General features: G+C 38.3%; 16 protein-coding genes and 1 pseudogene. 16 read left to right on the forward strand and 1 reads right to left on the reverse strand.

Going from position 1 to position 22,947, the window contains the following annotated elements; all coding sequences use genetic code 11:
* From Q0W04_RS05265 to Q0W04_RS05305, 9 genes and pseudogenes are all read left to right on the forward strand, one after another.
* On the forward strand, positions 1–665 hold a 665-nt coding region (locus Q0W04_RS05265; protein WP_298501056.1), incomplete at its 5' end, for an adenosylhomocysteinase.
* Between the two features lie 11 nt (positions 666–676).
* Positions 677–1,840, forward strand: a complete 1,164-nt coding sequence (metK, locus tag Q0W04_RS05270) for a methionine adenosyltransferase (protein ID WP_298501058.1) — start codon at positions 677–679, stop codon at positions 1,838–1,840.
* A 13-nt stretch (positions 1,841–1,853) separates the two neighbouring features.
* Positions 1,854–3,038, forward strand: coding sequence for a coenzyme F420-0:L-glutamate ligase (locus Q0W04_RS05275; protein ID WP_298501060.1), 1,185 nt, complete (start codon positions 1,854–1,856; stop codon positions 3,036–3,038).
* A 202-nt stretch (positions 3,039–3,240) separates the two neighbouring features.
* A pseudogene (locus Q0W04_RS05280) lies at positions 3,241–3,394 on the forward strand (sugar phosphate nucleotidyltransferase); the annotation flags it as partial.
* Between the two features lie 135 nt (positions 3,395–3,529).
* On the forward strand, positions 3,530–5,740 hold the full coding sequence (locus tag Q0W04_RS05285) for a right-handed parallel beta-helix repeat-containing protein (RefSeq protein ID WP_298501061.1): 2,211 nt from the start codon (positions 3,530–3,532) through the stop codon (positions 5,738–5,740).
* Between the two features lie 106 nt (positions 5,741–5,846).
* Positions 5,847–6,944, forward strand: a complete 1,098-nt coding sequence (locus tag Q0W04_RS05290) for a hypothetical protein (RefSeq protein WP_298501062.1) — start codon at positions 5,847–5,849, stop codon at positions 6,942–6,944.
* Positions 6,945–7,089: 145 nt separating this feature from the next.
* Complete coding sequence (gene galU / locus Q0W04_RS05295; RefSeq protein ID WP_298501063.1) at positions 7,090–7,932, forward strand: UTP--glucose-1-phosphate uridylyltransferase GalU; 843 nt, start codon at positions 7,090–7,092, stop codon at positions 7,930–7,932.
* Between the two features lie 195 nt (positions 7,933–8,127).
* Complete coding sequence (locus Q0W04_RS05300; RefSeq protein ID WP_298501064.1) at positions 8,128–9,363, forward strand: IS1182 family transposase; 1,236 nt, start codon at positions 8,128–8,130, stop codon at positions 9,361–9,363.
* Positions 9,336–9,635 (forward strand): transposase, encoded by a 300-nt coding sequence (locus tag Q0W04_RS05305; protein ID WP_298501066.1) that lies wholly within the window; start codon positions 9,336–9,338, stop codon positions 9,633–9,635. The genes Q0W04_RS05300 and Q0W04_RS05305 overlap by 28 nt, the downstream gene beginning before the upstream one ends.
* Positions 9,636–9,871: 236 nt before the next feature.
* Here Q0W04_RS05305 and Q0W04_RS05310 read toward each other — a convergent pair whose 3' ends face one another.
* Positions 9,872–10,747, reverse strand: coding sequence for an ROK family protein (locus Q0W04_RS05310; protein ID WP_298501068.1), 876 nt, complete (start codon positions 10,745–10,747; stop codon positions 9,872–9,874).
* Positions 10,748–11,183: 436 nt separating this feature from the next.
* Here Q0W04_RS05310 and Q0W04_RS05315 point away from each other — a divergent pair, with 436 nt between their 5' ends.
* The 7 genes from Q0W04_RS05315 (at position 11,184) to Q0W04_RS05345 (ending at position 22,946) form a co-directional block, all read left to right on the forward strand.
* Positions 11,184–18,047, forward strand: coding sequence for an Ig-like domain-containing protein (locus Q0W04_RS05315; protein WP_298501070.1), 6,864 nt, complete (start codon positions 11,184–11,186; stop codon positions 18,045–18,047).
* A 162-nt stretch (positions 18,048–18,209) separates the two neighbouring features.
* The gene (locus Q0W04_RS05320; protein WP_298501072.1) at positions 18,210–19,328 is read left to right on the forward strand and encodes an ImmA/IrrE family metallo-endopeptidase; all 1,119 of its coding nucleotides are present in this window, start codon (positions 18,210–18,212) and stop codon (positions 19,326–19,328) included.
* Between the two features lie 6 nt (positions 19,329–19,334).
* The gene (locus Q0W04_RS05325) at positions 19,335–19,802 is read left to right on the forward strand and encodes a DUF4411 family protein (protein ID WP_298501074.1); all 468 of its coding nucleotides are present in this window, start codon (positions 19,335–19,337) and stop codon (positions 19,800–19,802) included.
* 26 nt (positions 19,803–19,828) lie between these two features.
* Positions 19,829–20,089, forward strand: a complete 261-nt coding sequence (locus Q0W04_RS05330) for an alanine:cation symporter family protein (RefSeq protein WP_298501076.1) — start codon at positions 19,829–19,831, stop codon at positions 20,087–20,089.
* A gap of 200 nt (positions 20,090–20,289) precedes the next feature.
* A complete protein-coding gene (locus tag Q0W04_RS05335) occupies positions 20,290–21,474 on the forward strand; it encodes a coenzyme F420-0:L-glutamate ligase (protein ID WP_298501077.1) in 1,185 nt (394 codons plus the stop codon).
* A gap of 136 nt (positions 21,475–21,610) precedes the next feature.
* Complete coding sequence (locus Q0W04_RS05340) at positions 21,611–22,084, forward strand: Panacea domain-containing protein (protein WP_298501078.1); 474 nt, start codon at positions 21,611–21,613, stop codon at positions 22,082–22,084.
* Between the two features lie 61 nt (positions 22,085–22,145).
* The gene (locus Q0W04_RS05345) at positions 22,146–22,946 is read left to right on the forward strand and encodes an acyltransferase (RefSeq protein ID WP_298501079.1); all 801 of its coding nucleotides are present in this window, start codon (positions 22,146–22,148) and stop codon (positions 22,944–22,946) included.
* Position 22,947 lies beyond the last annotated feature (1 nt).

Genomic DNA, 22,947 nt, shown 5'->3' on the forward strand with positions numbered 1-22,947 from the left:
TGGGAACAACCAACATGGTAATCGCAGGAAAAACCGTAGTCGTATGCGGATACGGCTGGTGCGGAAGAGGAATCGCACTCAGAGCAGCAGGACTCGGAGCAGACGTAATCGTAACAGAAGTCGATCCAATCAGAGCACTCGAAGCAAGAATGGACGGATACAGAGTAATGACTATCAGAGAAGCAGTAAAACAAGCAGACCTAATCATAACAGTAACAGGAAACGCCGACATCATCTGCGGAGATGACTTCAAATACATGAAAGACGGATGTATGCTTGCAAACTCCGGACACTTCAACGTAGAAATCAACCGCCCGGATCTTGAAGCAATCTCAACCAGCGTAAAAGAAGTCCGTGAAAGTATTGAAGAATTCACAACAAAAGACGGAAGAAAAATCTACTTGCTCGCTGACGGACGTTTAGTAAACCTCTCAGCAGCAAGAGGCCAAGGACACCCCGCAGAAATCATGGACATGAGTTTCGCAGTACAAGCACTCTCAGCAAAACACATTCTCGAAAACGATTTACCTGTAGGCGTAACCAAAGCACCTGACGAAATAGACTACAACGTAGCATCCATGAAACTAAAAGCAATGGGCATTGAAATCGACTCATTAACAGACAGCCAAAAAGCATACTTAGCAAACTGGCAAGAAGGAACATAAGTGGTGAAATAATGGCTAGAACATTTACATCTGAATCTGTAACACAAGGCCACCCAGATAAAGTTGCAGACATTATATCTGATGCAATATTGGATGCATATATGGCACAAGATCCATATTCTCATGTTGCATGTGAAACCTGTGTTACTACTGATTTTTGTATGGTATTTGGCGAGATAACTTCCAATGCTGAAATTACTGATGAAGAAATTGAAAAAATCATAAGGGATACTATCAAAGAAATCGGTTATGATAATCCTTATTTGGAATTTGATGGAAATACTTGTGAAGTTGTAAACAGGCTCCATTCACAATCTCCTGATATCAAACAGGGAGTTGACAGGGAAGGTGAAAGTGGAGCGGGGGATCAGGGTATGATGTTTGGTTTTGCAACCAATGAAACTGATTCTTTAATGCCTTTCCCAATTGATTTGGCACGAAAACTCACAAACAAACTAACTGAACTTAGAGAATCTGGAGAAATCCCATATCTCAGACCTGACGGTAAAGCACAGGTATCAGTTAATTATGATGATGAAGGTAATGTCACATCGCTGGATGCTGTTGTCCTATCAACTCAACATGATGAGTCTGTATCTAACAACCAGGACAAATTAAAAATAGATGTTCGTGAAAAATTATTCAAAGAAGTTATTCCGCAGGAATTGATGACAGAAAACACCAAAGAACACATCAACCCTACAGGCAAATTTGAAATTGGTGGTCCTCATGGAGATGCTGGCCTAACCGGTCGTAAAATCATTGTAGACACTTATGGTGGTTATGCAAGGCATGGTGGCGGAGCATTTTCCGGTAAAGACTGCACAAAAGTCGATAGAAGTGCATGCTACATGGCAAGATACATTGCTAAAAACATTGTAGCAAGCGAACTTGCAGAAAAATGTGAAATCCAATTATCATATGCAATTGGTGTTGCCGAACCGACTTCAGTAATGGTGGATACATTTGGAACTGAAGCAGATATTGGAGATAAAACGTTTGATGAAATTGTACGTGAAAACTTTAAATTAACTCCTGATGGCATTATCGAAACTCTAAATTTAAGAAGCACTTCCTACAAACAAACGGCTAAATACGGTCACTTTGGAATAGAAGGTTTGCCATGGGAAGAAACGGACAAAATTGAAGATTTAAAGAAATATATTAAATATTAATGGGGAACGGACTATGAGATGTGTTGGTACTGTGGTGAGAGGTATAAGAACACCTATTATTAAAGAGAATGATGATTTGGCTACTATTGTTGTAGATTCACTGATGCAGGCAAAAGAAGCTGAAAGATTTGAATTCAGAGATAAGGATATTGTTGCAATTACAGAGGCGGTTGTTGGAATTTCGGAAGGTAACTATGTGACCGTGGATGATGTTGCAGCTGATGTGCAGAAGAAATTTCCGTCAAAAAACATTGGGGTAACCAATCCTATTTTAAGCAGAAACAGATTTTCCATTATCCTTAAAGGAATTGCAAGGGGAATGGATAAGATTACTCTTTTAACATCTTTTCCTGCAGATGAAGTGGGAAATGGAATATTGGATGAAGAGATTTTAGAAAAAAGCGAATATCATTTGGGAAGCACAATTTCCGAAGCCGAATACTATGAAACTTTTGCATCATGGATTCATCCATTTACCGGAATCAACATGATTGACTTTTACCGTGAGCTAATTGAAAGTGAAGACTGTGAAGTAGAATTTGTATTTTCAAACGATGTAAAAACAATCTTTGATTACAGCAATGACGTCTTGACATGTGACATTCACACAAGAGAAAAAACCACAAAACTTCTCAAGGATTTAGGTGCTAATGTATATGGTTTGCACCAGGTTTTAACAGAACCTATTGGAGATTCTGGATTCAACCCTGACTTTGGACTTTTAGGCTCCAACAAGGCAACCGAAGAAAGGTTAAAACTCTTCCCAAAAACCGGAGACACATTAGTAATGGATGTTCAAAAAAGATTAATAGATTTGACTGGAAAACAGATTGAAGTAATGGTATACGGTGACGGAGCATTCAAAGATCCTGTTGGAAAAATCTGGGAACTTGCAGACCCTGTAGTATCACCTGCACACACCGACGGTTTAATTGGAACTCCAAATGAAATCAAACTTAAATACGTTTCAGACAATAAATTCGCTGATTTAAAAGGTGATGAGCTGAAAGAAGCAATCAAAAACGAAATCCGCCAAAAGGATAATGATCTCACTGGAAAGATGATTACTGAAGGAACCACGCCGAGAGTGCTTACAGACCTCATCGGTTCATTGTGTGATTTGACAAGCGGTTCCGGAGATAAGGGAACGCCAGTCATATTTATCCAAGGATACTTCGATAATTTAGCAGACGACTAAATTATCACTTTTTTCTATTTTTATTGATTAATTTTATTAGAAATCTCCTCTTTTTTCAATGTTTTTTTTTGTTGAGATTATCCACATAAGTTTGGAATTTTATTCCAAAATGGGGATAGTTTGTGGAAAAATAATATTGGTTAATTAACCATGCTAACCTTTAAAATGTTTTATTGTCAAATTTATATTTGGGGAGATTATCATGAAAGCAGTTATCTCTACTACAGGTTTAGGAACTAGATTATTGTCTGCTACAAAATCACAACGAAAAGGAAATGATACTGTTTATGACTAAACCTACAATTCAACATGTTATTGAAGATGACTTAGCTTCAGGTATTGATGATATGTTGATATGTAACCCGCAGAAACAAAAGGTTATTTGAATTTTATACATTTTGAATAGAAAATTTTTGGGATGGCAAAATGATACATAATCCAAAAAATTATTAATAACAATCTTAATAAATGGTATTCAATAAACTATTATCATGTACACAAAAACAAGAAAAATAGTTCTGATGCTATTGCTATTGTCGGCGGTTCTAACATTAACCACAGTATCAGCCAATGAAAATCTAACGCAAAACACATTATCGGTCGATGACGCAAGCATCAGTGTCAAGGAAAGTTCGCATTCGTTTGAAGATGTTCAAAACGAAATCAACAATGTTAAAGAAAACTCAACCGTAATCCTGAACGGAACATATGTCGGTTCAGGTAAGGAAATTCTAATCAACAAAAGCATCACTCTTGAAGGAACTGGAAACGCTACAGTACTCGACGCCAATTCCTCATCAAGAATACTTAACATCACTTCAGGCACCGTCACATTGAAAAACATTATTTTCACAAACGCCAAAAGCACTGTCAACTGTGGCGGCGCAATCTATGCCGCAGAATCATTAACAGTTGACGGCTGCACATTCAAAGACAATGTGGTGGATTTTAATGGGGACAACGGACTGTCCTCAGAGGAAATCTATAATCTGCAGGTGTATGAAGGAATATATTCTATTGCCCGTGGCGGTGCAATCTACTGCGGAGACAATCTTACAGTTTTGAACTCCAAACTGTCGGCAAACAGAGCACTCAGCACCGAAGTCTGGAGAGAAATGGAATATTACGGTGGCCAGGACAATGCCGGTGCCACCACAATACATGCCAAAGGAAACATAATCCTGGACAATACAACTGTGTCCTCATACAGTTATTTTGGAACTTGCGATATCGAGGCCGAAAACAATCTGGTAATTCTGCGATGTGAGTTCAACGGTGCACGTTCAAAATACGGCCGTTCAATCAGCGTAAATAATTCTAAATTCAACGACAGGTCAACTCTGGAGACATATGGCCAAAATAATGATTCATGCACAATATTGAATTCTGATTTCATAAACCCCGACGGTCTGGTTTTAAGCGCCTCAGCCAAATCAGTCGTGATTGAAAACAACACTTTCACAGGTGGCGATGTTGAATATGCCGATTTCATCACACTTTCAGCAGAAACAATTGAGATATCCAATAATGATTTTTCAAACAATTCCATCAGATATCATGATCTCATACGCATTACAGCTGCCGAATGCAGCATGTTCAACAACACTTTCACAGACAATCGGGTAACCGGAATCAGCAGTTATTACGCACATTGCAGCATTGTTCTGCTTCAAAACAGCAATGCATCCATAATTCAGTGCAGTTTCAAAAACAATTCAGCTCCAACCGCCGGTGCAATACATTGTATGAACTCCAATCTTTCAGTTGAATCATCCAATTTCTCTGAAAACTCCAATGTTGCAGTCGAGCTTGAAAATTCAAATCTTAAAGTCAACGGACAAAACTGTGGATATTATTCAAAGGTATTAATAAACGATTCATTCGCCACTGTTAGCGAAGGAATTGAAATTGACATGCCTAAAACATTCACTTTCGCTCCTGCAAAAACCATTGAAATAAAGATTCCTGCAAAAGTCAGCTACAATAAGGACATGCCGGTCAGCTTTTTTGTCGATGTTTTAAAAGGAGGTAAAGCGGTATACTCTCTTTTAAAAGATTCTGAAAACGGCTATCTTAAATTCAGTTTAAAGGATTTGGCTGCCGGAACATATGAAATCAAAATCACATCACAGAACTGGGATGTTGAAAAGACATCAACACTCATCATCGGTGAGGCGAAAGTCACAGCTTCAAATGCCAAGGTGACCTACTCTGCAGGTTCATACTATACAATAAATGTCAAAGGAGCTGACGGAAAGCCTGCCGACGGCGCTAAGGTGGTCATTAAAATCAACGGCAAAACCTTCAAAACCCTGTATACCTCCAAGGGCGTTGCCAAGTTCAAGGTTGATAACGCTCCTGGAACCTACAAGATGACCATAACATCACTTGGAAAGTCAGTTACAAAAACACTGACCGTAAACCATGTCCTAAGCCTTCAGTCAGTGACTGTCAAAAGATCCGCCAAAAAGCTTGTGCTGAGCGCAAATCTTGGCAAAGTCAACAATAAGTATCTCAAAAACAAGTGGGTGACCTTCAAGTTCAACGGCAAAACATACAAGGCAAAAACCAACTCCAAGGGTGTTGCAAAGGTAACCGTCAAATCAATTGTCCTTAAAAAACTTAAGGTCGGAAAAAAGGTAACCTATCAGGCAACATACCTTAAGGATACAGTTAAAAAGACTGCAAAAATTAAAAAATAAGGATTCGTTCCTTATTTTATCTTCTTTTTTTCGAATTTAATCTTTTAGTGAGAGACAATATCAGTCAGGTCCGACTATAAATATGAGAATGTATAGAATATTTAACATGAATATTTTGAAATTGTTGATTTTAGGTTCAATAATATTCTTTTTAACTCTTGGCGTTTCTGTTGCCTACGACGTTAACGGTTCTGACAATATCAATTCAAACACAAATCAGGAGTCATTTGCTGATCTCAATGCATTGATTGAGAATTTGCCTGAAAATTCAAATATAACTCTAAGCCAGGATTATTTTTCAAGAAATGATGATTTTCCTGATGGAATTGTTATAAACAAGCCGATAACCATCAACGGAAACAATCATATTATTGATGCAAATTCAAACTCCAGAATATTTGATGTGTCCGCATCAGGTGTTGTTTTAAAAAACATTGTATTTATCAACGGTAAAACCGATGGTGATGGTGGTGCGGTTCGTTTAGCTCCGGATAGTGAAATAAACAATTGCACATTTGAAAACAACCGTGCAGGTCGTGGTGGTGCGGTTTATCTGGATGAATCCTATATTTATGATTCTGATTTTGTAAATAATTCCGCAGCCGAAGGCGGTGCCGTTTATAGTGATGGAGGTTCGACTTACTCATCCACTTTCACGGACAATCATGCAGATGAAGCAGGCGGCGCAATATTCCAGCTGGACAGCAGTGTGTCAGATTCCGTTTTCAGGAACAATTCAGCCGGAACGTCTGGAGGTGCAGTCTATCAGAGTGACAGTATCCTAGCCAGTTGTGTTTTTCAAGACAATAATGCAGCTACCGGCGGTGCAATCTATCAGATTGCCAGTAAACTTTATGATTCCGTTTTAAGCGATAACTCTGCAGACCACGGGGGAGCGGTTTATCAGGAAAGTGACAGTGAACTTCACAATTGCACTTTTGAAAACAACCATGCAAAATTCGGTTGTGATGATATATGCGATCCGTATTATCCTCACAATGGGGACCAATCAGATGATACAACCCGAAACAATTCTTCGGATAGTCAGTCAGATGATATTGCCCAAAACAATTATTTGGACAATCCGTCAGATGACATTTCTCAAAATAAAATAGGCACTGCTTATGGGAAAAACAATACCGGAAATCCTTTAGGATTATTGATGCTGGTCGTATTTGTTCTTATCACAAGAGTTAAAAGATAAAATCTTTTTTTTCTTTTATTTTTTTTCAAGCGGATTAATTGAACGTGTGTTTTCCATTGTTATTTTGCAAATTTTGCTAACATCTGTAATCTGGTGAGGTGCTGTCAACATACATTATATATTCCGTTAATGCCTAACTATAATTATGAAAGCGGTAATCCCGGCGGCAGGTTTCGGAACAAGGTTTCTTCCTGCAACCAAATCACAACCAAAAGAGATGTTGCCTGTTTATGACAAGCCGATTATCCAATATACAATAGAAGAAGCAGTCGCTTCAGGTATTGATGACATTCTAATCATAACTGGCAGAAACAAAAGGTCAATCGAAGACCATTTCGACAAATCATATGAACTTGAACAGACTCTGCAAAAAGCAGGAAAAGACAGGGTTTTAAAGGAAGTTAGAAAAATCACAGATCTTGTGGATGTCTGCTATGTCAGGCAAAAAGAGCAGAACGGTTTGGGTGATGCAATCCTGCAGGCTGAAAACCACATCGGTGACGAGCAATTTGCAGTCCTTTTAGGAGACACCATAACAAAGTCAAAAACACCCTGCACAAAACAATTAATTGATGTTTACAGCAGATTTGAAAAGCCAACACTCTCCCTAAAGGAGATTTCAACAGATAAGCTCAACAAATACGGCATTGTTGGCGGCAGTCAGATTGAACCAAATCTCTATAAGATCAATCACCTAATCGAAAAGCCAAAAATTGATGAGGCACCATCAAACCTTGCAATGGTCGGCAGATATATTCTAACACCAGACATTTTTGACAAGATTAAAGAAACAGAACCCGGTGTCGACGGTGAGGTCCAGCTGACCGATGCACTTACAAAACTGGATGAAGTCTATGGAGTACTTTTTGAAGGAAAAACATTTAACATTGCAACCCGTTTTGATTGGCTTAAGGCTTCAATCGAATTCGGCCTTGAAGATGCTGAAAGGGATGAACTGATTCAATACATGAAAACTTTCATTGATTAATCTATATCTTCATTTAACTTTTTTTATTTTTGAGGCCGACTCATAATTTTTGTGTTTAAAATATTTTTCTTATTTTATTATCCTTTAATTTTATATACTAGGAAGTACAATCTATTATTAGAGTTAATTAACTTTTTGGTTGGGTTTTTTATGGTTTTGAGAGAGGATAAAATTGGTCAGCAATTATTAGTTCCTTTGGACTTGAGGGAGTTGATTCCAAAAGATCATCCATGTTATTTTATTCAAAATGTTGTGGATGAAATTGATTTTTCGAAAGTCGATTTGAATTATTGTTATAAAGCAGGCAAACCTGCTTATTCTCGTAAAATGTTATTAAGACTTGTTTTAATGGGTGCTTTTGATGGAGGATTGTCTGGAAGACAAGTAGCTGCTAAAGCAGCTACAGATGTCAGTTATATGTATTTGGCAGGTATGGAAAAACCAGATTTCAGAACAATCAACAGATTCAAAGTAGATCATGCAGAACTAATCGACGACGCATTTAAAACAACAGTCCTAATGGCTAAAGAATTAGATTTAGTAAAACTCAAACATATTGCAATTGATGGAACAAAAATCAAAGCCAAAGCATCAATAAATAATTTAACCAATCAAGAACAAGTAGATCTCTTAAAAGACATCTTACAAAAAAGTATTGAACTCGATGAAGAAGAAGATGAGATTCTCGGAGATGAATCAGGAAATTCAGTACCAAAAGAACTAATCGACAAAGAATCATTCGAAAAAATCTATAAAAAAGTAACAGAAACCACAAAAGGCGATAGAAACGAATTCAAACTACGAAGAAGCAGTAAAAATCTCCTGGACCAAGCGAAAAAAGATAAAAAATCAGCCAAAAAAATTTTAAAAAAAGTCGAAAAAATAGATACAGAACTAAAAAAGACAACAAACGACGTAATTAGTATAAACGATCCCGAATCACGATGGATGCTAAACAAAAAAAGCAAATGGGAATTTGATTACAATTTACAAATAGGAGTAGATGATTACAAAGGAATAATCATATCTTCATCACTCACACAAAATCCAACAGACGTATTCGAACTAATACCTCAAATAGAACAAATAAATGAAACATTTGGTGAATTACCGCCAAATACACAAATTTCAGCTGACAATGGTTACTCAACAAACGAAAACATGGATTATCTCGCAGAAAATCATTTGGACGGATACATATCAACCAGAAAACTCTCAAGAAAACTCAAAAAAATCAACAAAAAAGATAAACCCTTCGGAAAAGACAAATTCACTTTTGATCACGAAAAAAACACATATATTTGTCCAATGGGACAAATACTCGAAAACCAAAGAACACTCAAAATCAAACCAAGAATCATATATTGGACAAACAACTGCAAAACATGCCCAAAACACCAAGAATGCTGTGGAAAAGAAGTAACCGACTAATAACTGACTACGGAAATCCAAACAAAATAAAAATGCTCAGAAAAATGGAAACACCATGGGCACAAGAAATCTACAAAAAACGATCAAAAACAGTAGAATGGCCATTTGGAAATATAAAACAAAATCTAAAAGTAACAGAATTCAACACAACAGGATTAAAAAGAACACAAACAGAAGCAAAATTACTAGCAATATCACATAATTTAAAACGAATATACAATGAAACAATACAAAATGAACTCATACACCAACAAAACAAACAAAATACCTAAAAATAATAAAAATTAATGCAAAAAAATTTTTAAAAAATAATTAATTTTGAGTCGCCCTCTTTTTAGTTTCATGTTTTGCTTAAATTAACTTGTGCATAAATTATAGTTATAGTTGACTTAAGAAGCACTGAAATTATACATTAAAAATGTCATATGATTCAATGGAAATTATGGGCAGAATATTGTTAATCTAAATCATCGACGCTGAAGGTATGGTAGGTAGCAGTTTTCAAATTTCAGATGATTTTTTCCCTAATCAAAAAGTTATATAATGCACCGACACATCCGCTTGCATTTCCAAAATGGCATTTCTCGATTGCAGGTTCGCTAATCGCTTCTCCGGATTTAACAGTGATAAATTCCCGAAAGCTTCGACGTATCTCATCAATCACCACATCCTGAGATGAAATTCCGCCGCCGATGCAGAACTTCTCCACGTCCAGTACGGACTGGATATTGACGATTCCGGCAGCTATTGTCCTTGAGTACTCCTTCAGTGCCTTTGCAGCAACCATATCTCCCACATGGTACTTTTCAAAGAACTCATAACTGTCCGTGAAATCTGAAATCAAGTTGGAATAACCGCCAATCTTTCCGAAGCGCTCTTCATTATCGGGATTTTCAAGACTACCTAACATACTTGAAAATTCCCCGGATGACCCGAAAGATCCCCGATAGAGCTTACCGTCAAGTATTATTCCACCAGCCACTTCCGTGCCGAGTCCGATAAACACGCCGTTTTTCACACCGGAGAGATTTCCCTTCCACAATTCCGCCAGAGCTCCGCATTTGCCGTCATTTTCAACCCACACTCTCTTCGAATATTTCTCCTCAAGAATTGATTTCAGCTCCAAATCGCAAATCCACCTGAACGCTCCTGCAGTATGTGCGATTCCATCATCAACATTGATTTTTCCCGGAAATGACAGTGCAATGCCGTTAATGTTATCTAACATGGGAGCAATTATTTCATCCAATGAGATTAAGAGTTTTCCGTCAGCTCTGTTAGTTTTCATTTCATTGATTTTGTAAATTTCCGCATTCCTGTCGGTGAGGATGTATTTTATCGCTGTTCCTCCGACATCTATCGCCAGGTATCTTTCATCACACATAACCAATCTCCTATGTTAATGTTTTTTCATTTCAGATATTAATGGTTATTGACGGCTGATTATATTATGCTAACGTTTTTCACAAGCTATTCCACATTCCAGATTGCATGTCTCCCCAACTTTCATCTTTGGTGAATCTTAAATTTATCAGATGAACCATCAGCCAAAATTTTACATAAAAAATAATCATTTTTCAGCAAACTCAAACAGTTCCTGGCTTTCAAATGCCAAATTTCCAAATTCCAAAAAATCATCTTCACAATATGAAAAATCCTCACTAAATCACATTTTAAACCATATTTCATTCATAAATTTCAAAAAATCCTTAAATGAAATTCCCGCAATTTCCGAAATTTAAAAAATAAGTTTTATATTGCTTGAAAATATATACAATATTATATCTTACTTGGATATAAATTTTAAAAAGGTTTTTATTATGATTAATAAAAAGGTAATGCTGGTGGCATGTCTGCTGCTGGCTTTCATAACCATCGGAGCTGTAAGCGCCGCAGATGACCTTGCAGCTGCCGATTTGGGTGGGGAAAACCAGAATGTTATAGCTTCCCCAACTCAAGATAATTTGGATTTTGAAAAAACGGCTGTTGCTGATGACAATCTCGTCGGTAACGGCGAGCAGAAGGATTTGGATATAGACTCAAGTGTTGTGCCTTCAAAGGCCAACATTTCAGATTATGTTGATTTTGATATTGCCCTGCCGGATGACTTCTACGGTGGAGTAACCTTTGAAATCTTTGCTGACGAGGAGAATACTTATAAATATGATTATTACTGTAGTGGTGAGGCATATATTCATGTGTACTGCCCTCCTGTCGGAACATACGCATGGAATTTGACATTCAGTGACTTTTATGAAAACTACCGTCCGCTGACATTGACCGGCAACATTGAAATCGTCAAAAAGGATTTGACCTTTGAAAGTGATTTCGTTCCATCAGAGGTTGTAGGAACTGATGAACATTATTTTGATATTCCGCTTCCTTCAGATTTCGAGGGTACTGTGGTATTCAAGTTAAACGAATCTGTGGTGTTTTCAGACACAAGTTTCATGTACTGGGATGACGTTGAGTATTATCCTCCTAGACTGGGTCTGTTCAACTGGAATCTCAGCCTTGAAAGCGACAGGTATAATCCGGTGACTTTGAACGGAACAATGAAAGTCCTCTATCTGCGCTACAATGTGCCTGAACATGTCATCATCGGTTCGGATGACAGAATTGATGTATATTTGGCGGAGGGTCTTGAAGGTACTGTAAAACTTCTCATTGACGGTGAGGAGTTCACATCCATTGATTTGGAGGACTACTGGGGCCATGCATCCATCGACATATCAGATGTCACAGTTAAAAACCACACATATGAACTTATCTATTCCGATGATGATTACTTTGAAGGATTTTCCGTCAACGGAACATTCGATGTGGATTATGTCTTTGAGGCTTATGATAAGGATGTCATTTACGGCGACAGCGCAACTATCAGCGTTCGCCTTCCTTTTGACGCTTCAGGAAAACTCACAGCTGTTTTAAACGGCAAGACATTTGAACTTCCTTTCAACAGGTCAAATGACAGGGAAGGCACATTTAGCGTGGATATGGAACTGTCCAATTTCAGCCTTGGCGAAAACACAGTTGCCATTTCATACACAGAAAGCAAAAAGTATCCTAAAAAATCATTGAACGTTACAGTAAACACTTATACAAAAATCAGATACGAAGATGAAATGGACTTCACCAAAGACATTTCACTGATTTTGCCGCCATCAGCAAATGGCAATCTCATTGTAAGAATTGACGATAAGGACTTTGCAAACGTTTCAGGAAAAGCAGGCATATTCAACGTTTCACTTTCCCAGCTTAAAATGGGAATATACGATCTGGGGGCATACTATGAGGGTGATGACTTTGAAGTGGGTTCCGTTTACGATTCATTTGAAATCACACCTAAAATCACAGCTCCTGATTTCGTCGGATACTACGAAGGAGCATTAGTCACAATTGAAGTGCCTCAAAACGTCAATGGCACTTTCAACATCTACAAGTTCAACGGAGAGTACTGGCAGGAAGATGAAGACTACATGACCCTGGTAAACTCCACACAAATCACAAACGGAAAGGCAACTGTCCTTATAACCACATTCGATGACGGAAGCGAAGATGACTATAATGCAAACAACAGGTTCCGCCTGGAATTTGTAAGCGAAGACTACACATACAAGCATACATACCGTCCGACAATGAAATATTACGAAAGGGACATTGACTTTGAAATTGACGTTCCTGATATCGTAAATGGCAAGAGGATGGAGTGCATAGTTCACGATAAAATGGACAGGACATATGAAATCTATTTCGATGATGTCTTTTATGCTACCGCAAGGCCTGATTACGACTATGATCTTGAAGAATACACAATAGTGTTGTACCCTGAAAAATTGGACTTCACAAAACACAAAATAGAATTCAGATATGAGGATTCAGACGGTTTTTATGTTTCCAAAAACAGAGCATACTTCTTCAATGTCACATACATTGCATTTGACATTCCAAAAGAAATCGTACTGCAGGATTATGCATATGCGTCTGTCGATGAAAGTCTGAAAGGAAACCTTACCCTTTTCATTGACGGCGTGCAATATGATGTCATAAACATTGATGAATGGCATTCACCGTACTTCAGCATTGAGGATCTGGATTTCGCCACTCATGACTGGGAGATGGTTTACTCAGGAGATGCAACCCACGATAAAGTGACATTCACAGGTTCATTCAATTTCACATACTCTATGGACGCTGAACTTAAAGAGGACGGCAAAACCTATGCAGTAGTGGTCCGCATGCCTTATGATGTAAAATCTGATGTCACACTAAACTTCAACGGCAAAAAATACACTGCCAGAGCACACGACTACACAGAATTTGTCATCGACAATGTTAAAATGGGAGAAAACGAATATAGCGTAACTTACGCAGGTGACGACAAATATCCTGCCAAGACAATTTCAAATTCCTATTACAAAGCTCCGTCAATTTCAATTGAAGGGGATAAGGTTGTCATAGATTCATTTTCAAATTCAACAGGTGCCCTTGTTGTCAGTATTGATGAGACAGAATTCAAAACAGTAAACCTTACAGACGGTAAGGCAAGCGTTGATTTAAGCGGACTTGACTTGGGTGAATACGAACTCTATGCAAGATATGTCGGTGATGACTATAAAATAGGCTCAATATTTGTTTATTATGACAACTACAATATAACCTACCCTGACTATGTCGGAATTGAAGAGGGAGCACTCATTACAGTAAACATGTCTGGCAACTACAGCGGAAAGTTAATCATCCAGCACAGGGTTTTTGTTGACTATGACTGGTATGATGGTCCTATATATGAAAATGTGGTTGTAAACACAACAGACATCATCAACGGATATGCAAGCGTAAGGCTTACAGAATTTGATGGAATCACACCTAAATGGAGCGAAAAGCCTCAAAACAGATACATAATAACCGTTGCTTTGGATAACGGCACAGAATATAGCGAATACTATTTCCCGACTGTTCTTCCAAAAAGTTCAGATTTCGGATTTGACATCAGCATGCCTTCCGAGGTATTGAAACGCAGTTATGTTGAAGTTGAGACAAACATACCTTACAGAAACGACAAGGACTCAAATGCAGGTTATGCAAACGTCTATATTGACGGTGACTACTACAGAAGATTCTACGATGACATTTCATTGGACGTCAGCGATTTGGACTACGGAACTCACACTGTAACTGTCCAGTTCTCAGGTGACGAGTATTATCTTGCCAAAAACGCATCAGCATCATTCAACGTAACCTGCATGGTCGCCGATAAACTAGGTGAAGTTGGAATATATGGAGATTCCACTTATGCTTCCGGAATCTACTTCGATGAAAACACAACAGGATTTGTAAATGTTTATCTTGACGGTAAAGTTATAAGCACTGATTTCGCATCCCTGTATGTGGGTGTTGAGTTGGCCAACCTTACTGTTGGAGACCACACATTGAAAGTCGTCTATTCAGGTGACGCCAGCCATGAGGCACTCACCAGAATCCAGAATTTCACAGTCGTATACGGAGGATACATCAACGATGTGCGCTGCTATGAAAACGACACAACCATTCAGGTGAGAGTAGTTGACAACGCAACCGGAAACGTCGAGCTTACAGTTGACGGCAAAAAGTACACACAAAAAGCTGAAGAAGGATGGGCAGAATTCCACATAGATGAAATTGCTCCGGGCGTTTATGAAGCGGCCGCAAAATATCTTGGTGACGGCAATTATCCTGCCTACGACATTTCATCACAAAACATTACTGTCGAATCAGGACTTGCTCCACGCTCACCGTTCATCAAAGGCTATGAAGATTCATATATCGAAGTAACTCCTAAAGATGAAGTGATAATTGCACTTGAACTTCCTGAAGGCGCAGAAGGAAAACTCATTGTCGAGCTTGACGATAAAGTCTACGGCTCTGCAGATTTGGAAAACGGAAAGGCATACGTAAACCTCACAGGTCTTGACTATGGCTATTATGACATTTATGCATATTACTCCGGTGACTATGATGGCAGAGTATATTCACTTTACGGAGCAATAAGCGTTAATCCTAAATACGGTGATTACAACAGCTCATATGTTTTCGGCAGTGAAGTTGTCATTCCGATAGAGTTTGTAAGCGACATGAACGGAGACCTTCTGGTTTCTGACATTGACGACAAGCTTGTCATGAATCAGACTGTTGCGGACGGAAAAGTCACTCTCAACCTTACAGACAAAGTTAAATTAGGCCATAATCGTTTTAGTCTTGTCTTTAAGGGCGACAAGTATCACTTTGAAGGTTCAGTTGTAGTCTTTATTTCTCCTGTAGTGGAATATCCGCAAACAATGACTGCAGGTGATGATGAATATGTAGTATACACATTCCCTGAAGGATTCAACGGCAATATAACTGTCTATTTCAGAGGAGATACTCGTGTAGTAATCGAACAGCAGCTCAAAGACGGTAAGGCAATCATACCGCTTTTCAATTTCTCAGCAGACAGATATGTATTCTCATTTGAATATGTTGATGAAAACACCCATATTGCCTCACATTACTACGATAACCTTATATTGAAAGTGCTTAAAAAAGAGGCTGATGTGGAGGTTTCCAAATCAGATAAGGGCATTAAAGTCACATTTGACGACAACGTAACCGGTGAGGTCATTGCCAAAATCGGTGATGAGTACTTATACGGCGTACTTGATGATGGTGAAGTCACATTCGATGCAACTGCTGATGAAGTCGAAATTTTCTACTCCGGTGATAAAAACTACGCCGGGTTTAAAAACAGGGCAGTTAACGTAACTGAAGAAAAAACAGACCTCATTGACCCTAACCTCACAGTTAAAGCATCAGACATTGACGTCGGCGGGGTTGCTGTTGTTAACATCCAGGCAAACTCTACCTTAAACGCAAACGCAACACTGACCGTAAACAAAGTCGACTATACAATTGTCATCAAAAACGGTAAGGCAACCAAATCCTTTGAAAATCTCACAGCAGGCAAATATGACGTGACCGTAAAATTCGATGGAAATGACGTATTTGCTAAAGCCAAAGCCACAGCATCATTCAATGTAGACAAACTTGCCGCACAAATCGCAATCGATTCAGCTGACAGGATTGCAGAAGGATCAAACCTCACTGTTAAAGTGACAGTTCCGGGCGCAACCGGTACAGTTACAGTAAACGGCAAAAAATACACATTGACTAACGGCGCTGCAGATGCAACAATTGCAAACGTTGAAGCCGGAAACCTTACAGTTGAAGTCAAATACTCAGGTGACGATAAATATCTCGACGCTTCAAAAACCAAAACAGTTACTGTCTATGCCAAAAAGGACGCAGGCCTTGCAGCCGACAACGTCAAAATCAATGTCGGAGATGTTGGCCTAATCAATATCTCAATAGATAAGGACGCAACAGGCAGGCTCACAGTAAACGGAACTGAAGTAAGCATAACCAACGGAAGTGCAAAATACGAAATCAGGAATTTGTCTGCCGGCAACTACGCATACACCATTGCCTTTGCAGGCGATGATTTGTTCAAGGCCGGTGAGGTATCCGTAAACGTCACAGTCGAGAAGGTTAACGCATCTGATGTTGAAATCCCTCAGACAGTTTCAGAAAAAGATTCAAATCTCACTTTCGAAATGCCTGAAGATGCAACAGGAAACGTGACAGTTACCGTAAACGGCAAGGACTATCCTGCTTCAATCAAAAACGGAAAAGTCAGCGTCACTTTAGACAAGCTTCCTAAAGGCAGCTACGATTACACCGTAACATACTCAGGTGACGACAAATACTCTGCGTTCACCAAATCCGGTGTAATTAAAGTCGATGACATCTACACATACATTTCCATTACTCAGGTAACCGGCAAATGTGTGGTTGAAGGGGTACTGAAAGACATTGAAGGAAACGCAATTGCAAATGCTGAACTCGCAGTTAAAGTGGGCTCATCAAACATGACTGTTAAAACAGATGAAAAAGGAGCATTCACTCTCCAGGCCCGTGACAACACCCAGGTTACAGTAATCTTTGAAGGTAAAGACGCATTCATGGCTTCAAACACTACAGTAACCCTTAAAAACATTGTCCCCGTAAGGGTCGCTACAAAAATCATCGGTGAAAACTACACCCAATACGCAGTGGATTACTTCGCCGGTGAAAGGGGAGGCTACTTCAAAGTCAAATTAACAGACGCAAGCGGCGCACCGCTGGTAAATAAAACAGTAAACATCGGATACAACGGTAAATGCCTAATTCTGGTAAGTGATGATGACGGATTTGTACAGGTACAAATCAACCTGCTTGCTGCAAACACCTTAACATTTGCTGTAGCATTTTTAGGTGATGATAAATACGACGCTTCATTTGAAGTATACAAAATCACCATCAACAAAAAGACCACAAGTCTCACCGCTCCGGCAAAAACATACAAGGCAAGCGCAAAAACCAAATCCTACACAGTAACCCTTAAAACAATCAAGGGTTCATCAGCAGACGGCAAAACATATCTCGGATCTGGTAAGACAATTACATTATCCGTAAACGGCAAGACCTACACAGCAAAAACAAACGCTAAAGGTCAGGCAACCTTCAAGTTGAACATCAACAAGAAAGGAACCTTCAAAGCCACCGTCAGCTACGCAGGTGACAACACATACGCTTCCAGTAAAACAACCGCAAATATAAAAATTAACTAGAGAGATTGAATTCTCTCTACTTCTTTTCTTTTTAATATCAAAATTGCTCTCAGTTCGTAAAATTGTTCTATCTTTGTAATAATGCTTTGAACTTAAAAGAAAAACTATTTATACTTTTTAAAACAATATATCAAATGTTACAATAAAGTAAGGTTTGATAATATGGGTAATAGGGCAAAAATAAATCCGAAAATGATGCAATGGGCCAGGCTTCGTGCAGGCTTTACAAATGGATATGAGGATGATTTACCCCTTGATATTAAAACTAGATACCATAAATGGGAAAAAGGGGATGTATATCCCACATGGAAACAATTAAGAAAGGTCAGTCAAAAATTTAATGTGCCTACAGCCTTCTTTTTCATGGACCAGCCACCTATTTTAAATGAGTTGCCAACTTTGATTAATTATCGCAAACTGGACTTTGAATCCATTCCGGGTGAAAATTCACCTGCTTTAATTGAATGCATTCATAAATCAGAAAGAAGAAGGCTTATTTTTAGGGAATTGCTTGAAGAGTTGAATGAGGATGTTATAAAATTTGAAATACCCAATTTGACCCATAATAAAAAAATGTTTTCAAATTATATTCGTGATGTGTTGGATGTTTCTTTAGAAACTCAAAAATCTTGGTATATTGAAAAGAAACATTACTCCTATCTGAATAATTGGAAAAATATCATTACAAAAAAATTAGGAGTGCTTATATTTGAAACTGAAGGTGTTTTTATTAATGAGATGAGAGGATTATGCATTTTTCACGATGAAATGCCCATAATTTTACTGAATGGAAAAGACAGTCCAAATGGAAGGATATTCACATTATTCCATGAGTTAACACATTTGCTGTTGGGTGAAAGTGCAATATGTGGTGATGATTTGGATAGGGATATTGAAATTTTCTGCAATTCCGTTGCAGGAGAATTTTTAGTGCCAGGATGCGATTTGTTTGAAAATATTGACGAATCAGTAAAAGATTTGTCTAACAGATATGGCGTAAGTCAGCACGTGATTTATAGGCGATTGCTTGACACTAAAAACATTTCCCAGGCAGAATATAATTTAAGAACAGAACAGGATTTTGAGAATAATGGGAATGTTAACTTTGATGAATCTGGTGGAAATTATTTATATAACCAAATTAAATACAATGGAAGGCCATTTTATGCGCTGATTTTGGAGGCATATGATAGTGGAATAATAACTTCCCTTGAATTTTCTAAATTTGCTAATCTAGGTCAAAATCAAATCCCAAAACTACAGGAAATATTGTTTGGGTGATTGGCAATGGTAAAATATGTTATTGATGCATCTTCCCTTATTGAATTGGAAGTGCGTTATCCTATTGATATTCCTATTTTTCAACCGATATACCATAAATTAAATCAAATGTTTGAATGTGGTGAATTATTCTCTGTTAGGGAAGCATTTGAGGAATTAAAAGATTCTCAAAGTTATTGGGATGATTATGAAGAATATTTTAGAGAACTTACCGATAAAGAATCAGGTAATGTGGCGGAATTATTAAATTCCGAAGAATTTTCTGTATTTATCTCTCACGGTATGAATGAAAATGATGGTTATTGGGCTGATCCTCATTTGATAGCATGTGCTATGGCAGATTCTGACATTACTGTGGTTTCTGAAGAGAGTTCCAGAAATCATCCTCAAAGAAGTATGCCCTTTGTTTGTGAACAATTGGGTGTCCGTTGCATTAAAGTGTTGCAATTTTTGGATGAAATTAATATTAGGTAATCAAAATAAATTAATGGGGAAAATTCATGCTGGTTACTATTTTAACTCAAATCGATGGTTTCATGTACTGTCCGGTTTTGATTATAGTAATGACAATCGTCGAACTTTATTTTAGAATAAAAACAAAGGGCGTTCAGATAAGACTGTTTCGGGAGTCGGTAAGACTTCTTTTTGAACCTTCATATGATAAGGATTCTATATCCTCTCTTCAGGTGATGCTTGTATCCACTGCCTCAAGGGTCGAAACAGGTAACATCATCGGTGTTTCAACCACAATATTGCAATAGGATGTTTGAAAGACTTCAAAAAACAGATAAAACTGGTATGAACCCTTTTTTCAGGCCATCCGATATGGGCCTCAACGAGGCAGAACTCGACTGGTGGAAGTAGCTTTGCCGACTCTAAAACTTATATAACTTGAATTATATATAATAAATGGGTTGTTGGAAATGCATTTCCAACCAACATTTTTTTAGGAGAAATATTCATGAGATGTGTGGGTACTGTAGTACGTGGTATAAGAACACCGATTATTAAGGAAAACGATGATTTGGCTACAATAGTTGTAGATTCATTGATGAATGCAAAGGAAGCCGAAGGCTTTGAGTTCAAGGACAAGGATGTTGTCGCAATCACAGAAGCGGTTGTGGGAATTTCTGAAGGAAACTATGTAACCGTAGATGATGTTGCTAAAGATTTGGAAAACAAATTCCCTTCCAAAAATATTGGGGTTGTAAATCCGATTTTAAGCAGAAACAGATTTTCAATTGTCCTCAAGGGTATTGCAAGAGGGATGGATAAGATTACACTTCAGACATCCTTCCCGGCAGATGAAGTGGGAAACGGAATTTTGGATGAAGGGATTCTGGATAAAAGCGAATACCACTTGGGAAGCACAATTACAGAAGACGAATACTACGAGACTTTCGGTTCATGGATTCACCCTTTCACCGGAATCAACATGATTGATTTTTACCGTGAGCTGATTGAAAGCGAAGACTGTGAAGTCGAATTCGTATTTTCAAACGACGTTAAGACAATCCTTGACTATACCAATGACGTTTTGACCTGTGACATCCACACAAGGGACAAGACCACAAAACTTTTAAAGGATTTGGGAGCCAACGTATACGGTATGCACCAGGTACTGACAGAACCTGTTGGCAATTCAGGCTACAATCCTGACTACGGACTTCTAGGATCAAACAAGGCAACCGAAGAGAAACTCAAACTCTTCCCAAGAACCGGTGACGCACTGGTAAGGGAAGTTCAAAAAAGACTGATTGACCTGACCGGAAAACAAATCGAAGTAATGGTTTACGGTGACGGCGCTTTCAAGGATCCTGTCGGAAAAATCTGGGAGCTTGCAGACCCTGTAGTATCACCTGCACACACAGACGGACTTATAGGTACTCCAAATGAAATCAAACTGAAATACGTTTCAGACAACAAGTACGCCGACTTGAAAGGCGACGAGCTTAAGGAAGCTATCAAAAATGAAATCCTTAAAAAGGATAAGGACCTCACCGGTCAGATGATTACCGAAGGAACAACTCCAAGAAGGCTGACTGACCTTATCGGTTCACTTTGTGACTTGACAAGCGGTTCCGGAGATAAGGGAACTCCAGTCATATTTATCCAGGGATACTTTGATAATTTAGCAGATGACTAAATTATCCACTTTTTTTCTTTTTCATTAAACCAATGCCATAAACATCTGTTTTTTTTTTTGCAATAATTATCGTGGCATTTGAAAATATTAATATGTCAAAAAGGTTATAGAATATTAACAATGCTGAGGTTTTAAGATGAATAACAGCATAATCTATAACTCAGATAAGTTCAAAGCAATGATTCATTATATAATTAGCAGATGCGAATCAGGTGACAATTTTGCATTGTTTAAACTATTGTATTTTTCCGATTTTGATTATTATGAAAAATATGAGCAACCGATTAGTGGAGAAACATATGTTCGAAAAACAGGATGTCCTGTTCCTTCACATTTCCAAAAAGCCATAGAAGAGTTGGTTGGTGATGGAAAAATAGAAGAATGTCCAAATTATCAATATTCCTCTTTGGCTGAGCCGGACTTGAGCTCATTGACTTTAAATGAGATTCAAGTCATTGATGATGTCATTGATGGGATTTCACATTTTAAGCAAAGCAGGCATTCTCACGGCGATATCCCCTTGAGGTTGGCAAATGACGGCGAACCGTTGATTTATGAAGCTGTGTTTTACAGGGAACCTCAATATTCCGTGAGGGATTATGCATATTAAGACGTCCATTTAGGCAAAACTTAAATATTTTCCACATCATATTAATACTAAGGTGAAAAACGTGCAGATAACAGATGCAAATCAACTTCTTGAACTTGAGGAAAACGAATTCGTCGGCGAGCTGCCGAAACTCACAAATTCCCAAATCAATTTTGCCGGAAAAAACAATATACTGATTTGTGAGGAAGGCGTGCACCTGTGGAATTCCAGAATCGATTTCAACCTCGACAATTCAGTTTTATACCTCTCAAGCAATATCCATGACTATTCAGTTAACATTGCACTTCACAAAAAAAGCGTATGCTTCATCGGAAAGAACAATTTCTTCAACGGCAGGACAAGTCTGGTCTTATCAGAGTCCAAAAACATAATTCTGGGCGATGAATGCTTTATTTCATACAATGTGATTTTCAGGACTTCAGACGGCCATCCGATCTACCATACCGACGCCAAGGACCGTCTAAACCATGCGGGAAGCATATATGTCGGTGACCACGTGTGGTTTGGCCAGAACGCAATGGTTTTTAAAAACTCAAGGATTGGCTCAGGTTCAATTATAGGGGCAGGCTCTGTTGTCTCAAACAAGACTGTCCGCTCAAACACCACCCATGCGGGCGCTCCTTTAAGAATCATCCATGAGGATACCTTCTGGACTCCCCACTCAACCCACGGATGGGGCGAGGAGGAAATTGAAATGATGGAAAAATCCGATTCAGATTTGTTTGTTTATGAGCCAGACGAAGACACTCTTGATTTTGATGAAATCGAGAAAACCCTGAACGGATTTTCATCTCCAGACGATGTGATAGTCTATCTTACAGCGCTTCTTTTCACAGGCAAAAACAGATTTTGCGTAAAATGAT

The organism is uncultured Methanobrevibacter sp., from assembly GCF_947170395.1.
Classification (GTDB): domain Archaea; phylum Methanobacteriota; class Methanobacteria; order Methanobacteriales; family Methanobacteriaceae; genus Methanocatella.

Excerpts from the sequence above, each read along its gene's own strand:
- Q0W04_RS05340 (WP_298501078.1), top strand. The coding sequence starts at position 21,611 with ATGAATAACAGCATAATCTATAACTCAGATAAGTTCAAAGCAATGATT.
- Q0W04_RS05305 (WP_298501066.1), top strand. The coding sequence starts at position 9,336 with ATGCTGTGGAAAAGAAGTAACCGACTAATAACTGACTACGGAAATCCA.
- Q0W04_RS05330 (WP_298501076.1), top strand. The coding sequence starts at position 19,829 with ATGCTGGTTACTATTTTAACTCAAATCGATGGTTTCATGTACTGTCCG.
- Q0W04_RS05290 (WP_298501062.1), top strand. The coding sequence starts at position 5,847 with ATGAATATTTTGAAATTGTTGATTTTAGGTTCAATAATATTCTTTTTA.
- galU (WP_298501063.1), top strand. The coding sequence starts at position 7,090 with ATGAAAGCGGTAATCCCGGCGGCAGGTTTCGGAACAAGGTTTCTTCCT.
- Q0W04_RS05285 (WP_298501061.1), top strand. The coding sequence starts at position 3,530 with ATGTACACAAAAACAAGAAAAATAGTTCTGATGCTATTGCTATTGTCG.
- metK (WP_298501058.1), top strand. The coding sequence starts at position 677 with ATGGCTAGAACATTTACATCTGAATCTGTAACACAAGGCCACCCAGAT.
- Q0W04_RS05310 (WP_298501068.1), bottom strand. The coding sequence starts at position 10,747 with ATGTGTGATGAAAGATACCTGGCGATAGATGTCGGAGGAACAGCGATA.
- Q0W04_RS05335 (WP_298501077.1), top strand. The coding sequence starts at position 20,290 with ATGAGATGTGTGGGTACTGTAGTACGTGGTATAAGAACACCGATTATT.
- Q0W04_RS05325 (WP_298501074.1), top strand. The coding sequence starts at position 19,335 with ATGGTAAAATATGTTATTGATGCATCTTCCCTTATTGAATTGGAAGTG.
- Q0W04_RS05320 (WP_298501072.1), top strand. The coding sequence starts at position 18,210 with ATGGGTAATAGGGCAAAAATAAATCCGAAAATGATGCAATGGGCCAGG.
- Q0W04_RS05275 (WP_298501060.1), top strand. The coding sequence starts at position 1,854 with ATGAGATGTGTTGGTACTGTGGTGAGAGGTATAAGAACACCTATTATT.
- Q0W04_RS05315 (WP_298501070.1), top strand. The coding sequence starts at position 11,184 with ATGATTAATAAAAAGGTAATGCTGGTGGCATGTCTGCTGCTGGCTTTC.